The sequence below is a fragment of the Nonomuraea sp. NPDC050680 genome, from assembly GCF_040654555.1.
Lineage (GTDB): Bacteria > Actinomycetota > Actinomycetes > Streptosporangiales > Streptosporangiaceae > Nonomuraea.
Genome location: NZ_JBFAIF010000022.1, coordinates 27,737 through 45,673, shown reverse-complemented (window position 1 = coordinate 45,673; position 17,937 = coordinate 27,737). Strand labels below are relative to the sequence as shown.

The window sequence follows — 17,937 nt, the reverse complement described above, 5'->3', positions numbered from 1 at the left end:
TTCCGCGCGCGACCAAGCGCTTGCTACGATGCGGGAGTGAACGAGGCATACATCGTCGGCGCGGTCAGGACCCCGGTCGGGCGCAGGAACGGCGGCCTCGCCGGCGCCCACCCCGCCGACCTCGGCGCGCACGTACTCCAAGAGCTGATGACCCGCACGGGCGCCGATCCGGCGGCCGTGGAGGACGTGGTGTTCGGCTGTGTGGACACCATCGGACCGCAGGCTGGCGACATCGCCCGCACCTGCTGGCTGGCCGCGGGGCTGCCGGAGGAGGTGCCCGGCGTCACGGTCGACCGCCAGTGCGGCTCCTCGCAGCAGGCGCTGCACTTCGCCGCCCAGGCCGTGCTCTCGGGCACCAGCGACCTCGTGGTGGCCGGCGGCGTGCAGAACATGAGCATGATCCCCATCTCCTCGGCGATGCTCGCCGGCCGCCCGCTCGGGCACGACACCCCCTTCGGCGGCTCCAAGAGCTGGCTCTCCCGGTACGGCACGCAGGAGGTCTCCCAGTTCACCGGAGCCGAACAGATCGCCGCCAAGTGGGACATCTCCCGAGAGGACATGGAGGCGTTCGCCTACGACTCGCACCGCCGGGCCATCGCCGCCATCGACACCGGCCGCTTCGCGGATCAGATCACCCCCTACGAGGGCGTCGCCACCGACGAGGGTCCGCGCCGCGACACCACTCCCGCCAAGATGGCCGGGCTCCAGCCCCTGGTCGAGGGCGGACGCCTCACCGCCGCCCTGGCCTCGCAGATCTCCGACGGCGCCGCCGCCCTGCTCATCGCGTCGCCACGGGCCGTACAGGAGCACGGGCTGCGCCCGCGCGCCCGCGTGCACCACCTGTCGGTGCGCGGCGGCGACCCCATCATGATGCTCGCGGCGCCGATCCAGGCCACCGAGCACGCGCTGCGCAAGACCGGGATGACGATCGGCGACATCGACGCCGTGGAGATCAACGAGGCGTTCGCCTCGGTCGTGCTCGCCTGGCTGAAGGAGAGCGGCGCCGACCCCGTCAGGGTCAACCCGAACGGCGGCGCGATCGCGCTCGGCCACCCGCTCGGCGCGACCGGCGCGGTCCTGGCCGTGAAGCTGCTGCACGAACTGGAGCGGACCGGCGGCCGGTACGGCCTGCAGACGATGTGCGAAGGAGGCGGCCAGGCGAACGTCACCATCATCGAACGCCTATGACGTCCGGCGATGCCACTAGCGAATAGGAAACTTTCCTATTAGATTGCGGTTCATGCTCAAGAGCGGTGACCTGCTGTGCCTTGCCGATGCCGTCATCCTGCCCGGATTCGAGGGGACGACCCCGCCCGACTGGCTCCGCCGCCGCCTGGGGGAGGGGCTGGCCGGGGTGGCGCTGTTCACCCGCAACATCACGGGAGCGGCCCAGGTGGCCGAGCTGACCGCCGTCCTGCGCGCGGAGAACCCCGCCATAGTGGTCGGCATCGACGAGGAGTCGGGCGAGGTGACCCGGCTGGAGGTGGCCACCGGCAGCAGCCGTCCCGGCGGCTACGCGCTCGGCGTCGTGGACGACGTGACGCTGACCGAGGCCGTGGCCAGGGACCTTGGGGCGGAGCTGGCGGCCGCGGGAATCACGATCGACTTCGCCCCTTCGGCCGACGTGAACTCCAACCCCGACAACCCGGTCATCGGCCTGCGCTCCTTCGGCGCCGACGCTGCACTGGTCTCCCGGCACACCAGGGCGTTCGTCCGCGGCCTGCAGTCCGCCGGGGTGGCCGCCTGCGCCAAGCACTTCCCCGGCCACGGTGACACCTCGATCGACTCCCACCACGGCGTGCCCGTGGTCGCCACCGACGGCATCGAGTACGCGCTGGGCCCCTTCCGCGCCGCGATCCAGGAAGGCGTCAAGGCCGTCATGACCGGCCACCTGCTGGTGCCGGCGTACGACGCCGTCCTGCCCGCCACGCTCAGCCCCAAGGTGCTCACCGGGCTGCTGCGCGAGGAGCTGGGCTTCGACGGCCTGATCGTCACCGACGGCATCGAGATGGCCGCCGTCTCCGGGCCGTACGGGATCGGGGGCGCCGCCGCCCGCGCGATCGCCGCCGGGGCCGACGCCATCTGCGTCGGCGGCGAGCACTCAGGCGAGGCGACCGCCGTCGAGGTGCGCGACGCGATCGCCGAAGCCGTACGCGACGGCCTGTTGCCGGAGGAGCGCCTGGCCGACGCCGCGCGCCGGGTCGGCGAGCTGGCCGCCTGGACCGCCGGCGCGGGCACCCCGGTCCCCGAGGACGGCTACCTCGGCCTGTCCGCCGCCCGCCGCGCGATCAGGATCACCCGCCGCACCAACGACCCCGTCCTGCCGCTCACCGCCGCGGCGCACGTGGTGGAGCTGGCCCCCGAGATGAACCTGGCCATCGACAAGAACACGCCGTGGGGCGTCGGCGAGCCCCTGGGCAGGCTGCTGCCCGGCACCGCCGTGACCCGCCTGACGGCCGGCGAGGCGACCGGGGCCGTGCTGGAGCGGCTCATCGCCGCCGCGTCCGGACGCCCCCTCGTCGTCGTGGTCCGCGACGCGCACCGCCACCTCTGGCAGAGCGAGGCGCTGCGGCACCTGCTCAGCGCCCGCCCCGACGCCGTGGTGGTCGAGATGGGCCTGCCCGCCCGGTCCGACCTGGGCGCGGTGCACATCGCCACGTACGGCTCGGCCAGGGTCTGCGGCCAGGCCGCCGCCGAAGTGATCACCGGTACCCTTTGACACCGTGAACTTCGACGGCGAGGACCTCTCCCAGACCACGCTCACCGACCGGCTCGCACCGGACGAGACCCACGTCTTCCGCAACTGTGACCTGACCGAGGCCGACCTCCGGCGGGCCCCGCTGGCCGGCGCCCGCTTCGAGTCGTGCGTGCTCGAACAGGCCGACTTCCGGCGGGCCGACCTCGACAACGCGGTGTTCACGGGCGGCGGCGGGATGCGGATCAGGTTCAACGACGCCGAGCTCATCGACGTGAGGTTCACCGACGTCGACCTGTCCTCCGCCCAGTTCGGCGGGGCACTGGTGACGGACGTGACCTTCACCGGGTGCCGCATGATCGGCACGTCGCTCACCGCGGCGCGGGGCACCGGCTTCAAGGTCTCCCGGTCCAACCTGACCATGGCCAACCTCGGCGGCTGCTCGCTGCGCGGGGAGTTCATCGAGGGCGTTCGCTTCGACGACGCCGACCTGTCGGGCTGCGACTTCACCGAGGCGACGTTCAGCGACTGCCGGTTGCGCGGGACCAAGCTGATCCAAACCGTGTTCGCCAAGGCCGACCTGCGCGGCGCCGACCTGGGCGAGCCCGACGACGCCAAGCTGCGGGCCTTCCAGGGGGCGACGATCAACCCCGTCCAGGCGGCGGCCATCCTGGCCGCCCGCGGCATCACGGTGCTCTGAGCTCTTCCTTCATTCTTCGGCCCTGAGGCGGTCCAGCACAGTCGCCGCCTCGGACATGACCCGGTCGATCAACTCCTGGCAGGACGGCAGGTCGTCGAGCACCCCGACCACCTGGCCGGAGGCCATCACCCCCAGGTCGGCCCGCCCCTCGACCATGGCGGCCCGCAGCAGCACCGGCGTGTTGGCCGCCTGCAGCACCTGCGCCCAGGTCAGCTCGCGGCCGTGCCGCATCCGGCGCCCTTCGCGGATCATCTGGGCCCACGTCAGCCCTGACAGCCGCTTGAACCTGGCGCCGTTGACCACGGCCCTGAGTAGCCGGGAGCGCTCCAGCGACTCCACGAACGGCGTCCTGAGCACCCGATGCGGCACGCCGTCGACCCGGGTGGTGACCAGCGTGTCGGCCGCCGCCAGGTAGACCTTCTTCACCTCGTCCGGCACCGAGGAGTCGCTCGTCAGCAGGAACCGGGTGCCCATCGCGATGCCGCACGCCCCGTACGCCAGCGCCGCCACCAGCCCGCGCCCGTCGAAGAAGCCGCCCGCCGCGATCACCGGGATGTCGACCGCGTCCACCACCTGGGGCAGCAGCAGCGTCGTCGCGACCGGCCCGGTGTGGCCGCCGCCCTCGCCGCCCTGGACGATCACCGCGTCCACGCCCCAGGCGGCCACCTTCTCCGCGTGCCGCCGTGCCCCCACGGACGGGATCGTGACCACGCCCGCGCCCTTCAGCCGGTCGATCAGCTCCCGCCGCGGCGCCAGCGCGAACGACGCCACGCGCACGCCCTCGCGGATCATGACCTCCACCCGTTCGGCCGCGTCGTCGGCGTCGGAGCGGATGTTCACCCCGAACGGGGCGTCCGTCCGCTCCCGAACGCCGCTGATCGCCTCGGTCATCTCGCCGACGGACATCGTGGCGGCCGCGATGATCCCGAGCCCGCCCGCCTCCGACGTGGCCGCCGCGAGCCGCGCGCCCGCGACGTACCCCATCCCGGTCTGCACGATCGGATACCGGCACCCCACGAGTTCCGTCAGCGCGGTCTTCACGCAGTCCCCTCGGGACCGCTCCGCGCTCTCCTCACACCGCCACCTCTGGGGCCGCTCCATGCTCTCTTCACGCCGCCACCTCTGGGGCCGCTCCATGCTCTCTTCACGCCGCCACCTCTGGGGCCGCTCCATGCTCTCTTCACGCCGCCACCTCGCGCTCGCGGGACCCGCGCGGGTCGAGCACCTCCTTCAGCAGCCTGCTCTCCTCGGCGCTCGGCTCACGGGTCTCGGGTACGTCTTCGGGGACCGTCAGCTCGAACCCCGTCGCCGCGACCACGTCCGCGACACTCACCCCCGGATGCACCGAGGCCAGCCGCATCGACCCGTCCGGCGTGCGGAAGTCCAGCACGGCCAGGTTCGTCACCACCCGCCGCAGGTCGTGGGCCCCCCTGTCGGTTCCGAGACCGCTGACCAGGTCCACCCGCGGCACGAACACCTTGGGGGAGTGCCGGGGGATCCAGTAGCTCGTCGGGTCGCAGCGCGTGTTGCCCGGCGCGCCGCGTACACCGAGGAGCTGCGCCTTGGGCCGCGCCCAGTCGCCGATGCAGGAGATGTTCGAGTTGCCGAAGCGGTCGATCTGGCTCGCGCCGAGCATCACGTGCCGCCGGCCGTTCAGGACCAGCCACAGGTGATCGCGGAACGGCAGCCAGCCCTCCACCACCTCGGGCCGCTCGCCCAGCGCCGGCACGTCGCCCGTCAGCAGGCAGACGCCGTCATGCGTGAGCAGATCGGGCTCGAAGGTCATCCTGGCCAGCCGGGCCGCCAGCACGGTGACCGCCCCGCCGATCCCGGCCGCGAGGATCTCCCCGTCACCCCTGAACGCCTCCGCGCAGGCGACCACGCACACATCAGCCCTGCTCACGGGCGCGTCAGGCTTGGTCACGGGCACGTCAGCCCTGCTCACGGGCACGTCAGGCTGGGTCATGGAACTCCTCCCACGGCGTGTCCACGTAGCGCCGCTGCTCCTGCTCGTCGCGGCCGTAGTCGGGCTCGCACGCGGTGAAGCCCGCGCCGCCCGGCGCCTCGACCACACCGCTCACCATCGACCGGCTGATCAGCAGCGACTGCACCGGCCCCTCCTTCAGCAGGTCGGCGGTGTCCACCAGCCGCTCGCACGACACGAAGCACCGGGCCGCCGCCTTGGCGTAGAGGTCGTCGAAGTACGGATCGGGGCCCAGGTACTGCGCGTTGCCGCGCCGGTCCGCCCGGTTGAGGTGCACCAGCGCGACGTCCATGGCCAGCGCGGGCACGGCGACCAGCTCCTCCCCGTCCTCGTACGGCGAGCGGACCGTGCGCAGATCGGGGTTCACCCGCATGACGTCGGAGCCGAGACCGGCCCGCGTGGGCAGGAACGGCAGCCGATGCGCCGCCGCCAGCAGCCCGAACATGAACATGCCCTCGTCATACTCGGTGAACTCGATCGTGCCGCCCTGCCTGGCCCGCCTGAAATGCGGTTCGAGCGGGATGGAGTCCAGCGTCACGAACGGTGCCACCACCCTGCGTACCTTCCCGGCGGCGCACAGCATGCCGACGTCCGGGCCGCCGTAGGAGATGAGGGTGAGATCCCGGACGTTCGAGCGCAGCAGGCCGGCGACCAGCGCCATCGGCTTGCGGCGCGACCCCCAGCCGCCGATGCCGACCGTCATGCCGCTCTCGACCTCGGCCGCGACCTCCTCGACGGACATGACCTTGCTCACGAGCCCTCCACGAAGCGGTCCCGGTGCCTGTCGCCCGCGCCCATCAGGTTCAGCTCGAACGTGAAGCCCTGCTCGAAGCGGTAGGAGCGCTTCACGTCCACCGGGTCGATGCCGTTGAGCGACTCCTTGGCGCGGCGGATCACGTACGGGTCCTTGTCCGCGATCTGGCCCGCCACCTCCAGCGCCGCGTCCCGCAGCTTGTCGCGCGGCACCACCTCCAGCACCGAGCCGAACGCGTGCAGCTCGGCCGCCGTCACGTTCCGGCACGTGTAGACCATGGCGCGCATGAGGTGCTGCGGCACCAGCCGGGACAGATGGGTGGCGGCGCCGAGCGCGCCCCTGTCCACCTCGGGCAGGCCGAAGTAGGCGTCCTCGCTGGCCAGCACGACGTCCGCGTTGCCCACCAGGCCCACGCCGCCGCCGACGCAGTGGCCGTGCACGGCGACGATCACGGGCACCGCGCAGTCGTACACGGCCGCGAACGCCGCGAAGCATCCCCGGTTCGCATTGATCAGGGCGGTGTGACCCTCCGTGGCCTGCATCTCCTTGATGTCCACGCCGGCGTTGAAGCCCCGGCCCTCGGCTCGTAGCACGACGACCCTGGTCGCTTCGTCCTGCCCGGCGGCCGTCACGGCGCCGGCCAGCTCGTGCCAGGCTCGTGCCGGCAGCGCGTTCACCGGTGGGACGTCCACGACGACCTCGGCGATCGGGCCGTCCCGCAGCGTGATTCCCATCCCGCTCCCTGGTTGCACCTAACGCTTGCTTGGTACGGTAGCACCCGTGACGGTGACTTACGACTACACGGGCAAGGTCGTCCTGGTGACCGGCGGGACTCGGGGGATAGGCGCGGGCATCGCCACCGCCTTCACGGCGGCCGGCGCCGAAGTGATCGTCTGCGCCCGGCACGACCCACCACCGTCGATGGTGGGCGCGCCCTCGTTGGGCCCCGGGGTGCGGTTCGTGCGGGCCGATGTGCGGGACGCCGACGACCTGGAGCGGCTGTTCTCCGGGCTCGACCGGCTGGACGTGGTCGTCAACAACGCGGGCGGCTCGCCGTACGCGCTGCTGGCGGGCACGTCACCACGCCTGCACGCGCGCGTCGTCGAGCTGAATCTGATCGCCCCGCTGCTCGTCGCGCAGCGCGCCTACCCGCTGCTCGCCGCCTCGGGCGGCTCCGTCGTGATGATCGGCAGCTCCAGCGGCGTGCGGCCCTCGCCGGGCACCTCGGCGTACGGCGCGGCCAAGGCGGGACTGCATCACCTGGCGAACTGCCTGGCCGCCGAGTGGGCTCCGGATGTACGCGTCAACACGGTCGTCGTCGGACTGGCCGCCACCGCGGACTCCGCCGACCACTACGGCGGCAGGGACGTGGGGACCGCCATCCCGGCCGGGCGGATGGCGACGCCCGCCGACGTGGCCTCGGTCTGCCTGTGGCTGGCCGCGCCCGGTTATGTGACGGGGGCGCAGGTACACGTGCACGGAGGCGGCGAGATTCCCGCCTGGCAAAACCTGGCTTCGAGCGACATTTCCTGATATCTCTGCTTGATCTTCCTGGGAGGTCCGTGTGGGAATCTGTGACGGCCGCGTCGTGATCGTGACCGGAGCCGGGCGGGGCATCGGGAGGGAGCACGCGCTGGAGTTCGCCAGGCAGGGCGCTCGCGTCGTGGTCAACGACCTGGGCACCGGCCTCGGCGGCGACGGCAGGTCCGGCGGGCCCGCGCTGGCCGTGGCCGAGGAGATCCGCGCGCTCGGCGGCCAGGCGGTGGCCAGCAGCGACGACGTGGCCGACTGGGACGGCGCGGCCCGGCTGGTGAAGACGGCCGTCAGCGCGTACGACGGGCTCGACGTGCTGGTGAACAACGCCGGGTTCGTCCGCGACCGCATGCTGGTCTCCATGGGCGAAGACGACTGGGACGAGGTCATCCGAGTCCACCTCAAGGGCCACTTCCTGACGATGCGGCACGCCGCCGCGTACTGGCGCGAACGAGCCAAGTCCGGCGCACCCGCGGCCGCCCGCGTGATCAACACCTCGTCGGGCGCGGGCCTGCTCGGCAGCGTCGGCCAGTCCAACTACTCCGCCGCCAAGGCGGGGATCGTCGCGCTGACCCAGGTGGCCGCCGCCGAACTGGGCCGGTACGGCGTGACGGTGAACGCCATCGCCCCCGCCGCCCGCACCCGCATGACCGAGGAGGTCTTCGCCGAAACCATGGCCGCGCCCGATTCCGGCTTCGACCCGATGCATCCGGCGAACGTGTCACCACTGGTCGTCTGGCTCGGCTCGGCGGCCTCGGAGGCGGTGACGGGACGGGTGTTCGAGGTGGAGGGCGGAGTGATCTCCCTGGCCACCGGCTGGACCCACGGCCCACGCGCGGATCGCGGCGCCCGCTGGTCCCCCGCCGAGGTGGGCGACGCGGTCGCGAAACTCCTCAAAGACGCCCCCGACCCACTGCCCGCCTACGGCACGGGCCCACTTCCGTCGTAAGGCCCGTTCACGGGTCGAAGGCAGGCTCTGGAATCGGCTACGGCATGAGCAGGTAGGCGCCCTCGGACAGTCGGGTGCGGATCTCCGCGGCCGTCTGCTCGGCGGTCAGGCCGCTGGAGTCGAAGGCGTGCGACTCCAGCTCGCCCAGGTCGACGAACTGCTGGTACATCCGCAGCACCGGCTCGGGATCCGTAAGCGCGTCAAGCCCCCGCCCCGTCGCCCTGACCAGCGTCGTCTCCCGGTCGGGCCGGAGCACCACATAGTGCAGCGGAGCACGCCGTACCTTGATGAAGGCATCGACGAACCACGGCCCTACGACGCCATCCACCACCACGTGATAGCCGCCGTCGGCGTACCCGAACGCCGCGCCCGCCAGCACGCTCATGACGGTCTCGTTCTGACGACGAGACTCCGCCAGGTACGGCGCGATGCCCCCTCGCCGGATGAACGCCCAGAAGTCATCGGTATGCAGATGCACACTAGGCGTGACGGCATCGGCCAGCAGCTGGGCCACGGTCGACTTGCCCGCCCCCGGCGGCCCGGACACGATCACTACCTCCATGCCCACCATTGTCCGCGCTTTGACCCGACATTCGACCCAGCCCGTTGCCCGGAGCCTCAGCGAAGCGCTGATCGAGCCGTGGGAGCCAGGCGGAGGCGCTGCGGCGGAGAGGTCAACCGGGACTCCAGTCCGGGCAGCGCCACATCACGCTCGTCCGAGGGCCGATCGAACCGGGCGAACCACACGAACACCTGCTCCCCTGTACGTACGGGCAGGGCGGGAAAGGTGTTCTCGGCGGCCTCGGTCTCGAAGCACGCCACCGGCGGCACCCCGGCTTCACTGAGCACGGGTACGGCCTTCCGCGCGAAGAACTCGGCGAACCCGTCCTCGACGTGGTAGATCATCGCGACGTACAGCGACTCGGGCAGAACGGTGGCGCCGACGGGCGGCCGGACCGTACCGGAAAAGGGATCGTGATGGGGAGCGGCTTCGGGTGAGGCGCCGGCGGCGGGCACGGGCACTGGGCGCAGCAGCAGCACGTTGTCGGAGTCGATCATCGTCGCGTTGGCCGCGTCCCGGTTGGCCTTCCAGATCGGGCCGCCGTAGAAGGCGGTGAGGGCCGCCCGCCGAGCCTCCATATCCGGAAATTTCCGTATCCATGGATACATGTTTGGGTTGTCCAGGTCCCGGAACTGACCGACCACCCCGATTCCGGCCGCCTCCTGCCCTTCGATGAACTCACGCTCGAACAACTCGATCAGCGTGTCACGCCCGCCGGGACGCATCGTGTAGTTGCGCAGCTCGTAAATCATGCGCGGAGGCTACGAGCCGATCACTGACACCGACTGTCAGTAGCGGAGTCCCAGAAGAATGTTCTAATCGCTAAGAGTAACGATCTCACTACTCTTAGTTATATGATCGCTTTGGCTTTGATCCTCAAAGGTCAAAGAAGGTCAACGGGGATGGCGGTGTGCTCTTGAGCCGGTGCCGTCTCATGCGGCACCACTTCCGACTAGGTGCGGTGATCCTGATGGTTCCCCGGGTGGTACGTCACACGAGCGGTCCGGAATGGTCGGTCTCGCGGCGTATTAGCATCGCCGGATGGCTATTTGCGCATATGCGATGTTTCGCGACGTGGATGATCACGACGATGAGCGTGACGTCACCCTGGCCGCATGGCGCGAGGCGGGCATCGAGGGTCGTGCAGAGCAATGGGACGACCCCACGGTCGACTGGAGCGCCTATGACGCGGTGGTCGTCCGCTCGGTCTGGGACTACCTCGATCGCCGGGGAGACTTCCTCGCCTGGGCGCGCCGGGTGGAGCGCGACACCAGGCTACTCAACCCGGCCGCCGTGCTCGAATCCAACACCGACAAGACCTACCTCCGGGACCTGGGCGTGCCCATCGTGCCGACCCACTGGTCCGCGGAACACCTGCCGCACTGGGAGGAGTACGTCGTCAAGCCCGCCATCTCGGCGGGTGCCCGAGACACGATCAGGACCGCCGACCGCGACGAGGCCGAGGCGCACGCCACCGCGCTGGTGGCCGCCGGTCGCACCCCCATGGTCCAGCCCTACCTCGACATGGTCGAGGCGGAGGGCGAGACCTCACTGCTGTACTTCAACCGCCGGTTCAGCCATGCCGTCCGGCGCAACCCCATGCTGTCCCCGGGAAAGACGGGCGCGGACCAGGTTCGGGCCGAACCGCGCACACCGGCCCCGGACCAGGTCGAACTCGCTGAGAAGGTGCTTGCCGCCATCCCCCAGGCCCTTCTGTACGCCAGGATCGACCTGGTCCGGCTTCCCGACGGCACCCCGGTGGTCATAGAGGTCGAGCTCACCGAGCCGTACCTGTTCCTGCGCTACGAGCCCAGCGCGGCCGCGAACCTTGCCACCGCGCTGCGCGAGCTCCTCTGAGATCCGCCTCCCGGGATCGGGGATCAGCAGGAGATGCCGCCGTCGACCGGAATGACCGTGCCCGTGAGGTAGGCCCCGGCACGTGAGGACAGGTAGATCGCCGCCCCGGCCATGTCGTCGGGGTGACCGATCCGGCCCATCGGCACACTCGCCGCGATGCTCTCCCGAATGGCCGGATCATCCAGGGCGAACGCCATCATCTTCGACTCGAACGGCCCCGGCGCGATGGCGTTCACGGTGATGTGCTCGGGCGCCAACTGCCTGGCCAGGTGCCGGGTCAGCATGTGTACGCCGGACTTGGACGCGGAGTAGGCGAAGTTCTCCACGGACGGCACCCGGATCCCGTCGATGGACCCGATGTTGATCACACGGGCCGGATTCTCCGCGCTGGCCGCCGCCCGCAACCGCGGCAGGAACCGCTGGGTCAGGAAGAAGACCCCTTTGACGTTGATGTTCCAGAGCTTGTCGAAGGCGTGCTCCGGATAGTCCGCCAGCGGCGCGCCCCACGCCGCGCCCGCGTTGTTCACCAGCACGTCCAGCGGCCCGTCCACCGCGGCCACCAGCGCGCCCACCCCCTCGGGTGTGGACAGATCGGCCGGCACGGCCACGCAGCCCAGCTCCTTGGCGGTCTGTTCCACCTCGGCGACCTTGCGCGCGGAGATGTACACGGTCGCCCCGGCCTCGACGAACCCGGTCGCGATCATGCGTCCGATGCCACGGGAGCCGCCGGTGACGACGACGGTCTTGCCTTCCACCGAGAACAGCGTCATGTTCCGGAAGCATGCCATACCGACTGGTCGGTAGCCAGCGGGCATCGCGAGCCCAGCCTCGAAGGCGCGGCGCTCAGCCGGAATCCTTCACCCACAGCCCCAGCAGGCCGCGGAAGTGCTCCACGAAGCGGTCCCTCTCGTGCGCGGGATAGGTGGCCGTCACCGTGTCCACCAGCAGCCGGTCGAAGTCCGGCCCCGCCACCCAGTCCAGCACGATCTCGTCGAGGTGGGACAGTCGACTGTCGCAGAAGTCCTGGTAGCGGTCGGTCTCGAAGTAGGCGTCGGCCAGCTGCCGATAGGCCGCCAGTCGCTCCTCGTAGGACCCGGTGACCGCGAAGTACTCCCGCGTGTCCAGATCGAGCCGTGGCCGCCGCCCGGTGCCCACGCAGAACACGCTCCACCGCACCAGCGCCTTGATCGCCCAGGGGAAGTAGTAGTGCAGGCTCGTCAGCGCCACGTCCGGGCAGGCGTTGGCGTAGTCGATCGGGTGCACCTCCGCACCCTTGACCAGGGTTTCGCAGGAGTTGAACTCCCACCGGAAAAACGCGTTCACCAGCCGCCCGATCGTGACCACCTCCTCGCCCACGCTCGGGGCGAGGAACTCGTGGTCCACGACGTACCGGGCGTGCATCGGCTCCTCGGGCCGGAACCGCATCACCATCGTCTCCGCTCCGATCGACAGCGAACGGGCGAACGCGTCGTAGCCGTCGACCGCCTTCTGCAGATGCATGAGCATCTCGCCGCTCTGGTCGTAGGCCCGATGGAGCTCGTCTGGGTCCCGTACCAGCGACACCCCGCGCCACGCGCCGCCGTCGTACGGCTTCATGAACAGCGGGTACCCGATCCCCTCCGCGACCGCGTCAAGATCGAACGGCTGGTTGTAGCGGGCCGCCGTGTAGGCGTACTTGGTGTTGTCGGGCGGGTTCTTGTACGGCACGAGCACCGTCTTCGGGACCTTCAGCCCGAGGCGCATCATGGCGCAGTAGGCGGCGTGCTTCTCCATCGACTGGAAGGTGAAGGGGCTGTTCAGCAGATAGACGTCGTCCATCATGGCGATCTTCTTGAGCCACTCGCGCGGGTGGTAGTACCAGTACGCCAGCCGGTCGATCACCAGATCGTGGCGGGGCTGGTCGCGCAGGTCGAACGGCTCGATCGTGATGCGCTCCACGTCGAACTCGCCGACCCCCTTGACCGGCCCCAACCGCCTCAGCACCGTCTCGAACGCCGACGGCCAGTCCTCTTCCGTCCCCAGCAGCAACCCCACCAGACGCCTCACGATGCTCCTTCCAGGTCTCCGCCCACGTCTAAGCCCACGTCTCTGCTCGAACCACGTCCGAACAACCGGGCCACGCGCTCGGGACCGTGCCGGGAGAGCCGGCGGCCGCACCCGCGGGGCGGGGCGGCCACACTCGCGCGGAACGGGGGCGCTCACACCCCCGGAAGGCGGCCGTTGCGGAAGAGGTCGACGAACCGTTGGTGGTCTTCCCGGGCCTGTGCCCCATAACGGTGCGCAAAATCCACCAACATCCCGATAAATCCGGGCCTGTCGCCGTTGACCACGGCCATGATGGATTCCTCCGTCGAGAAGTTCACCAGGTCGTGGCTCGACTCGTCGTCCGCCACCGAGTGCATGCGCGCCACCGCCCGGCCCAGATCCCGCATGATCGACCGCAGCTCCGCCGGCTCGTTGACGTCGTCCCAATTCAGGTCGGCGGAGTAGGGCGAGACCTCCGCGACCAACTGCCCCACGCCGTTCAGCGTCGTGTAGCCCAGCCACGGATCGGCGTACGCCTGCAACGCCCGCTGCGACTCCGCGGTGCGATGCCCTTGGTGGTGGAAGTAGCGGGCGACCTTCTCATCGGGGACGTGCCGGGCCACCGCCGGCACCTGCGCCTGCTTCATGTAGAGGATGACGTCGTTCTCCAGCGCCTGCGACCGCCCCTCCAGCAGCAGGTTGTACGACGGCAGCCCCGCCGACCCGATCCCCACGCCCTTGCGCAACGCCACGTCTTTGATCACGTGCTCGACCGGGTTCGACTGCGTGGGCAGCGTCGTCAGGTAGTCCTCGAACGCCGCCGTCACGCAGTCGCGGGTCGCCGCGTCGACGGGCTCGCGCCCGTCCATGATCGCGAACCGCCGGTCGTAGTCGTCGATCAGGGTCTCGACGTCCAGCATCGCCACGCGCGTGCTCAGCCGGGCCGTCTGGAGCACCCGGTGCAGCACGCCGGTGGTGGTGTCGAGCGTGAGCGACCCGATCGCGTCGTCCCCGCCGCGCGCGATGCCGCCCAGCTCGGCCAGGTACGCGCCGGCGAAGTCGCTCACGAGCCCGCTGATCGCCTCGTCCGACAGGGCCTTGGCGTACCCGATCAGCGCCACGCTGGCGGCGAACCGCTTGAGGTCCCAGATGTACGGGCCCACGTACGCCTCGTCGAAGTCGTTGACGTTGAAGACCAGCACGCCTGAGGCGTTCATGTAGGTGCCGAAGTTCTCGGCGTGCAGGTCGCCGTGGATCCATACGCGGCTGGTCGGTTCGTCAAGGTAGGAGGCGTCCGCGAACCCTTCGGTGAGGTCCGCGTAGAACAGGCAGGCGCTGCCCCGGTAGAAGGCAAAAGGGGAGGCCGCCATTTTCCGAAATTTCCGCCTGAATGCCGCGGGGTCTCGCTTGATCGACTCGCCGAACTCTGTCATGAGGACATCTAGCAGGTGGGAAGCGCGTGTGCCCATGTCTCGGACCTTAAGTCTTCCCAGCTCGCCCGCCTACCCTGGTCTTTCCCTGTCAGGGTGGACCGCCCGTCCCAGCCCCCCGTCGGCAGGAGACCTGACGCGGCCGCCCTCGTGACTAGACTGTGGCGCGTTCCTCTCGTACGGCCGGCAAGCCGCGGAAGCCCGCGACCGCGAGGACTGTCACCATGACGATCAGCGCCACGCACTGGCCCACGCTGGACGCCCACAGCACTGCCGGTCCCGAGCTCAGGTAGCTGTTGTCCACCAACGACAGTCGCGACGGCAGCATCAACGTCCCGAGGATGGCCAGCGCGAGCGGCACGTGCGCGGGCAGGTCGCGCGCGAGGCAGACGATCCCGGCCACCACGAGCACCACCGTGGCCAGACCCATGAGGTCCACCCACGGCCACAACACCGGCACCTCCCCCAACGCGGACCCCAAAAGGGCAAGGATGACGGCTCTCAACAGCAGCCCGGCGGCCAGCGGCAGGACGGTCAGTCCCCAGGCTCGCCGCACCGGCGGGACGTCGTGGTGGAAGCCGGCGAGCAGGGCCGCCAGCGGTACCACGACATTCAGTGCCGGTGGCACCGCGTCCAGAGGAACGAACTGGCTGGCCCAGTTCTGCCAGTCGACGAGCTCGACCAGGGCCGCCGCGCCGGCCGCCAGCGCCACCGGCTTGGCTATCCGGACATGACCGCGCATCAGCAGGACGAATGCCGTCACCCAGAGAGCCGCCGCGACTTCACCGAGTGGCCGCATCATCGAGTCGGGCGTTATGAAGGCGAGGGAGACGAGGGTCAAGGTGCCGGCCGCCGCGTGGAAGGCGAGCCCCAGCGTCGCCACCAGCCTGACGGCCGCTCCCCAGGCGACGAACCGGGGCGTCGCGCCCGCTCCGCCGAGCCGTACGCGCATCGAGAGGGCGAGCACGCTGGCGATCTCGCCCCAGCGCGGCCGAGGGTTCTCCTCATCCGGCACATCGCCGGAGAACTCCATGAACGCGGCCACCATCTCTTCCTCCCGCTCGGCCCGGTAAGAGCGGGGGAGCAGCCACAGGACGGTGCGGTAGCGCTGTTCGAGCAACTCGTTCACGCGGCACCTCCGGCGAAAGCGGTGGCCGTTCCGGGGTGCAGGCGGGTGGTTCGGTCCCGGAGGCGGGTGGCCGCCGCGCGGGCGTTGGCCGCCAGGCGGGCCGCCTCCTCCTCCAGGGCCCCCGCTCCCGAGTCCGTCAGCCGGTAGTAGCGGCGTAGCCGCCCCTGTGTCACTTCCTCCCGGTCGAGCGCCACCAGGCCCTCCCCGGTCAGCCGGTCCAGCACGCCGTAGAGGGAGCCGATCTTGAGCTGCACCCGCCCCTCGGACAGCCGATCGACCTCCTGGACGATGCCGTAGCCGTGCCGCGGCTCGTCCACTAGCGCGGTGAGCGCCAGGAACATGGGTTCTGTTATGTTCACCGTCCCACTATATCCTGTCACTCAGGATATAGTCACGGGTGCTGGGAGGAGACGGAGACGACCTCGCCCGTCATGTACGAGGAGTAGTCGCTGGCCAGGAAGACGATCACGTTCGCCACCTCCCACGGCTCCGCCGAACGCCCGAAGGCCTCGGCGGCCGCCAGCTCCGCCAGCAGCTCCTGGCTGGTCACCTTCGCCAGGAACGGGTGGACGGCCAGCGAAGGCGCCACCGCGTTGACCCGGACGCCGTGCTCGGCGGCCTCCAGCGCGACGCACCTGGTCAGCGCCATCACCCCGGCCTTGGCCGCCGCGTAGTGCGACTGCCCCCGCTGCGCCCGCCAGCCGATCACGGAGGCGTTGTTCACGATCACCCCGGAGCCCTGGGCGATCATCTGCTTGAGCGCGGCTCTGGTGCAGCGCATGGTGCCGTTCAGGGTGACGTCGATGACGGTGTGCCACTGCTCGTCGGTCATCTCGGCCAGTGAGGCCGTACCACCGAGGCCGGCGTTGTTGACCACCACGTCCAGCCGCCCGTGCGCCTCCACCACCGCGTCGAACAGCGCCAGCACCTGGGCCTCCGACGTCACGTCGCACGGCACCGCCAGCGGTTTGACGCCGGTGAGCTCGGTCAGCGAGTCGGCCGCGGCGGACAGGCGGCGTTCGTGCCGGTCGGAGACGACGATCGTGGCCCCCTCCTCGGCGCAGCGCTTGGCCGTCGCGTAGCCGATTCCGGCCCCCGCCGCGGCCGTGACCAGCGTGACCTTGCCGTCGAGCAGCCCGTGCGCTCTCGGATAGGGCGGTGCCATAGTGCTCCGATCAGAGAGATCCGTCAGCGGGGGAGTCCCAGGGTGCGCTCGGCGATGATGTTCCGCTGGATTTCGCTGGAACCGGCATAGATCGTGTCCGCCCGGCTGAAGAGATACAGCCGCTGGAGGTCGTTGAGCTCGCCGTCGCGGGCGACAAGTCCGGACTTGTGCTGTACGGCCTGGGCCAGCTCGCCCAGCCGGCGATGCCACTCCGACCAGTACAGTTTGGCGATCGACGTCACCGGCCCCGGATCGGCCCGCAGCGCGTTGAGCCGCATGATCTCCAGCTCCAGCCACGACCGCACCAGCCGGTCACGCAGCACCGGGTCGTCGGCCGCGCCCGTTCGCTCGGCGACCTCGATCACCCGGGCCAGTTCCCGCCGGAACCCGATCTGCTGCCCCAGCGTGGAGACGCCGCGCTCGTAGCCGAGCGTGGCCATCGCGACGCGCCACCCGTCGCCGGGCGCGCCGAGCACGTTCCCGGCCGCGGTCCTGGCCCCGTCGAAGAACACCTCGTTGAACTCGGACGTCCCGGTCATCTGCACGATCGGCCGTACCTCGACGCCGGGCTGGTCCATGGGCACGAGCAGGTACGACAGCCCACGGTGGCGCTGGGAGCCCGCTTCCGTACGGCAGAGCACGAAGCACCAGTCGGACACGTGGGCCAGTGACGTCCACACCTTCTGCCCGGTGATGACCCATTCGTCGCCCACCAGGTGCGCCTTCGTCTGGACGTTGGCCAGATCGGAGCCCGCCTCCGGCTCGGAGTAGCCCTGGCACCACAGCTCGTCGCCCCGCTGAATCGGTGGCAGGAAACGGGCCTTCTGTGCCTCGGTGCCGAACTCCAGGATCGTCGGCCCGATGAGTCCTTCGCCGATGTGGCCCACGCGGGCGGGGGCGTCCGCCAGGGCGTACTCCTCGTGGAAGGCGACCTGGTCGGCGAGCGAGGCGCCGCGTCCGCCGTACTCGACGGGCCAGCCCAGGCAGGTCCAGCCCGCCTTGCCGAGATGGCGCTCCCAGGCCAGCCGTACCTCGTGGCCTTCGTGCTCGCGCCCTGGGCCGCCCAGGCCGCGGGCGTGCGCGAAGTCTCCGGTGAGGTTCTCGGCCAGCCAGGCGCGGGCCTCCTCGCGCAGGCTCACGTGCGCCTCCTCACC

At 70.4% G+C, this 17,937-nt stretch carries 19 protein-coding genes; 6 read left to right on the top strand and 13 right to left on the bottom strand.

The features are described 5' to 3' along the window. The first annotated feature begins 36 nt into the window (after positions 1-36). From AB0H88_RS42965 to AB0H88_RS42955, 3 genes are read left to right on the top strand one after another with little or no spacing between them, the layout of a single operon-like run. Positions 37-1,188, top strand: a complete 1,152-nt coding sequence (locus tag AB0H88_RS42965; RefSeq protein ID WP_357654484.1) for an acetyl-CoA C-acetyltransferase — start codon at positions 37-39, stop codon at positions 1,186-1,188. 52 nt (positions 1,189-1,240) lie between these two features. Beyond that, positions 1,241-2,719 (top strand): glycoside hydrolase family 3 N-terminal domain-containing protein, encoded by a 1,479-nt coding sequence (locus AB0H88_RS42960; RefSeq protein ID WP_357654482.1) that lies wholly within the window; start codon positions 1,241-1,243, stop codon positions 2,717-2,719. A gap of 4 nt (positions 2,720-2,723) precedes the next feature. Continuing rightward, the gene (locus tag AB0H88_RS42955; RefSeq protein ID WP_357654480.1) at positions 2,724-3,395 is read left to right on the top strand and encodes a pentapeptide repeat-containing protein; all 672 of its coding nucleotides are present in this window, start codon (positions 2,724-2,726) and stop codon (positions 3,393-3,395) included. 9 nt (positions 3,396-3,404) lie between these two features. On the opposite strand, the gene AB0H88_RS42950 is transcribed toward AB0H88_RS42955, so the two are convergent. From AB0H88_RS42950 to AB0H88_RS42935, 4 genes are all read right to left on the bottom strand, one after another. Beyond that, the gene (locus AB0H88_RS42950; RefSeq protein WP_357654479.1) at positions 3,405-4,436 is read right to left on the bottom strand and encodes a nitronate monooxygenase; all 1,032 of its coding nucleotides are present in this window, start codon (positions 4,434-4,436) and stop codon (positions 3,405-3,407) included. 139 nt (positions 4,437-4,575) lie between these two features. Continuing rightward, positions 4,576-5,361: a CoA-transferase gene (locus AB0H88_RS42945; RefSeq protein ID WP_357654478.1), complete on the bottom strand. Its 786-nt coding sequence runs from the start codon at positions 5,359-5,361 to the stop codon at positions 4,576-4,578. After that, positions 5,348-6,121: a CoA-transferase gene (locus AB0H88_RS42940; protein ID WP_357654651.1), complete on the bottom strand. Its 774-nt coding sequence runs from the start codon at positions 6,119-6,121 to the stop codon at positions 5,348-5,350. Before AB0H88_RS42940 ends, AB0H88_RS42945 begins: the two co-directional genes overlap by 14 nt. 8 nt (positions 6,122-6,129) lie before the next feature. Beyond that, entirely contained in the window at positions 6,130-6,867 is a 738-nt protein-coding gene (locus tag AB0H88_RS42935) for an enoyl-CoA hydratase family protein (protein WP_357654476.1), read from the bottom strand. A gap of 46 nt (positions 6,868-6,913) precedes the next feature. Here AB0H88_RS42935 and AB0H88_RS42930 point away from each other — a divergent pair, with 46 nt between their 5' ends. Continuing rightward, on the top strand, positions 6,914-7,666 hold the full coding sequence (locus AB0H88_RS42930; protein ID WP_357654474.1) for an SDR family oxidoreductase: 753 nt from the start codon (positions 6,914-6,916) through the stop codon (positions 7,664-7,666). A 31-nt stretch (positions 7,667-7,697) separates the two neighbouring features. Further along, complete coding sequence (locus tag AB0H88_RS42925) at positions 7,698-8,615, top strand: SDR family oxidoreductase (protein ID WP_357654473.1); 918 nt, start codon at positions 7,698-7,700, stop codon at positions 8,613-8,615. 37 nt (positions 8,616-8,652) lie between these two features. Here AB0H88_RS42925 and AB0H88_RS42920 read toward each other — a convergent pair whose 3' ends face one another. Both AB0H88_RS42920 and AB0H88_RS42915 read right to left on the bottom strand, forming a co-directional pair. Continuing rightward, positions 8,653-9,177: an AAA family ATPase gene (locus AB0H88_RS42920; RefSeq protein WP_357654472.1), complete on the bottom strand. Its 525-nt coding sequence runs from the start codon at positions 9,175-9,177 to the stop codon at positions 8,653-8,655. A 56-nt stretch (positions 9,178-9,233) separates the two neighbouring features. Beyond that, a complete protein-coding gene (locus AB0H88_RS42915) occupies positions 9,234-9,929 on the bottom strand; it encodes an NIPSNAP family protein (protein WP_357654471.1) in 696 nt (231 codons plus the stop codon). Between the two features lie 322 nt (positions 9,930-10,251). On the opposite strand from AB0H88_RS42915, the gene AB0H88_RS42910 reads away from it, so the two are divergent. Continuing rightward, positions 10,252-11,034 (top strand): hypothetical protein, encoded by a 783-nt coding sequence (locus AB0H88_RS42910; protein WP_357654470.1) that lies wholly within the window; start codon positions 10,252-10,254, stop codon positions 11,032-11,034. Positions 11,035-11,057: 23 nt separating this feature from the next. Here the strand turns inward: AB0H88_RS42910 and AB0H88_RS42905 are convergent, their stop codons facing one another. The 7 genes from AB0H88_RS42905 to AB0H88_RS42875 form a co-directional block, all read right to left on the bottom strand. Then, positions 11,058-11,804 (bottom strand): SDR family oxidoreductase, encoded by a 747-nt coding sequence (locus AB0H88_RS42905; protein WP_357654468.1) that lies wholly within the window; start codon positions 11,802-11,804, stop codon positions 11,058-11,060. A 73-nt stretch (positions 11,805-11,877) separates the two neighbouring features. Beyond that, a complete protein-coding gene (locus AB0H88_RS42900) occupies positions 11,878-13,080 on the bottom strand; it encodes a hypothetical protein (RefSeq protein ID WP_357654466.1) in 1,203 nt (400 codons plus the stop codon). A 152-nt stretch (positions 13,081-13,232) separates the two neighbouring features. Further along, positions 13,233-14,492 carry a DUF2252 domain-containing protein gene (locus tag AB0H88_RS42895; RefSeq protein WP_357654464.1) on the bottom strand — a complete coding sequence of 420 codons (1,260 nt, stop codon included), beginning with the start codon at positions 14,490-14,492 and terminating at the stop codon, positions 13,233-13,235. Between the two features lie 151 nt (positions 14,493-14,643). Next, complete coding sequence (locus AB0H88_RS42890) at positions 14,644-15,618, bottom strand: hypothetical protein (RefSeq protein ID WP_357654463.1); 975 nt, start codon at positions 15,616-15,618, stop codon at positions 14,644-14,646. Next, a complete protein-coding gene (locus AB0H88_RS42885; RefSeq protein ID WP_357654461.1) occupies positions 15,615-15,977 on the bottom strand; it encodes a PadR family transcriptional regulator in 363 nt (120 codons plus the stop codon). Before AB0H88_RS42885 ends, AB0H88_RS42890 begins: the two co-directional genes overlap by 4 nt. A 32-nt stretch (positions 15,978-16,009) precedes the next feature. Then, the gene (locus AB0H88_RS42880) at positions 16,010-16,783 is read right to left on the bottom strand and encodes an SDR family oxidoreductase (protein WP_357654460.1); all 774 of its coding nucleotides are present in this window, start codon (positions 16,781-16,783) and stop codon (positions 16,010-16,012) included. Positions 16,784-16,806: 23 nt separating this feature from the next. Next, entirely contained in the window at positions 16,807-17,922 is a 1,116-nt protein-coding gene (locus tag AB0H88_RS42875) for an acyl-CoA dehydrogenase family protein (protein ID WP_357654458.1), read from the bottom strand. Positions 17,923-17,937: the final 15 nt, after the last annotated feature.

What these genes read in the sequence shown, in the direction of transcription:
- AB0H88_RS42960 (WP_357654482.1), top strand. Translation starts at nt 1,241, where the DNA reads ATGCTCAAGAGCGGTGACCTGCTGTGCCTTGCCGATGCCGTCATCCTG.
- AB0H88_RS42945 (WP_357654478.1), bottom strand. Translation starts at nt 5,361, where the DNA reads ATGACCCAGCCTGACGTGCCCGTGAGCAGGGCTGACGTGCCCGTGACC.
- AB0H88_RS42940 (WP_357654651.1), bottom strand. Translation starts at nt 6,121, where the DNA reads ATGTCCGTCGAGGAGGTCGCGGCCGAGGTCGAGAGCGGCATGACGGTC.
- AB0H88_RS42935 (WP_357654476.1), bottom strand. Translation starts at nt 6,867, where the DNA reads ATGGGAATCACGCTGCGGGACGGCCCGATCGCCGAGGTCGTCGTGGAC.
- AB0H88_RS42920 (WP_357654472.1), bottom strand. Translation starts at nt 9,177, where the DNA reads ATGGAGGTAGTGATCGTGTCCGGGCCGCCGGGGGCGGGCAAGTCGACC.
- AB0H88_RS42915 (WP_357654471.1), bottom strand. Translation starts at nt 9,929, where the DNA reads ATGATTTACGAGCTGCGCAACTACACGATGCGTCCCGGCGGGCGTGAC.
- AB0H88_RS42905 (WP_357654468.1), bottom strand. Translation starts at nt 11,804, where the DNA reads ATGACGCTGTTCTCGGTGGAAGGCAAGACCGTCGTCGTCACCGGCGGC.
- AB0H88_RS42895 (WP_357654464.1), bottom strand. Translation starts at nt 14,492, where the DNA reads ATGACAGAGTTCGGCGAGTCGATCAAGCGAGACCCCGCGGCATTCAGG.
- AB0H88_RS42880 (WP_357654460.1), bottom strand. Translation starts at nt 16,783, where the DNA reads ATGGCACCGCCCTATCCGAGAGCGCACGGGCTGCTCGACGGCAAGGTC.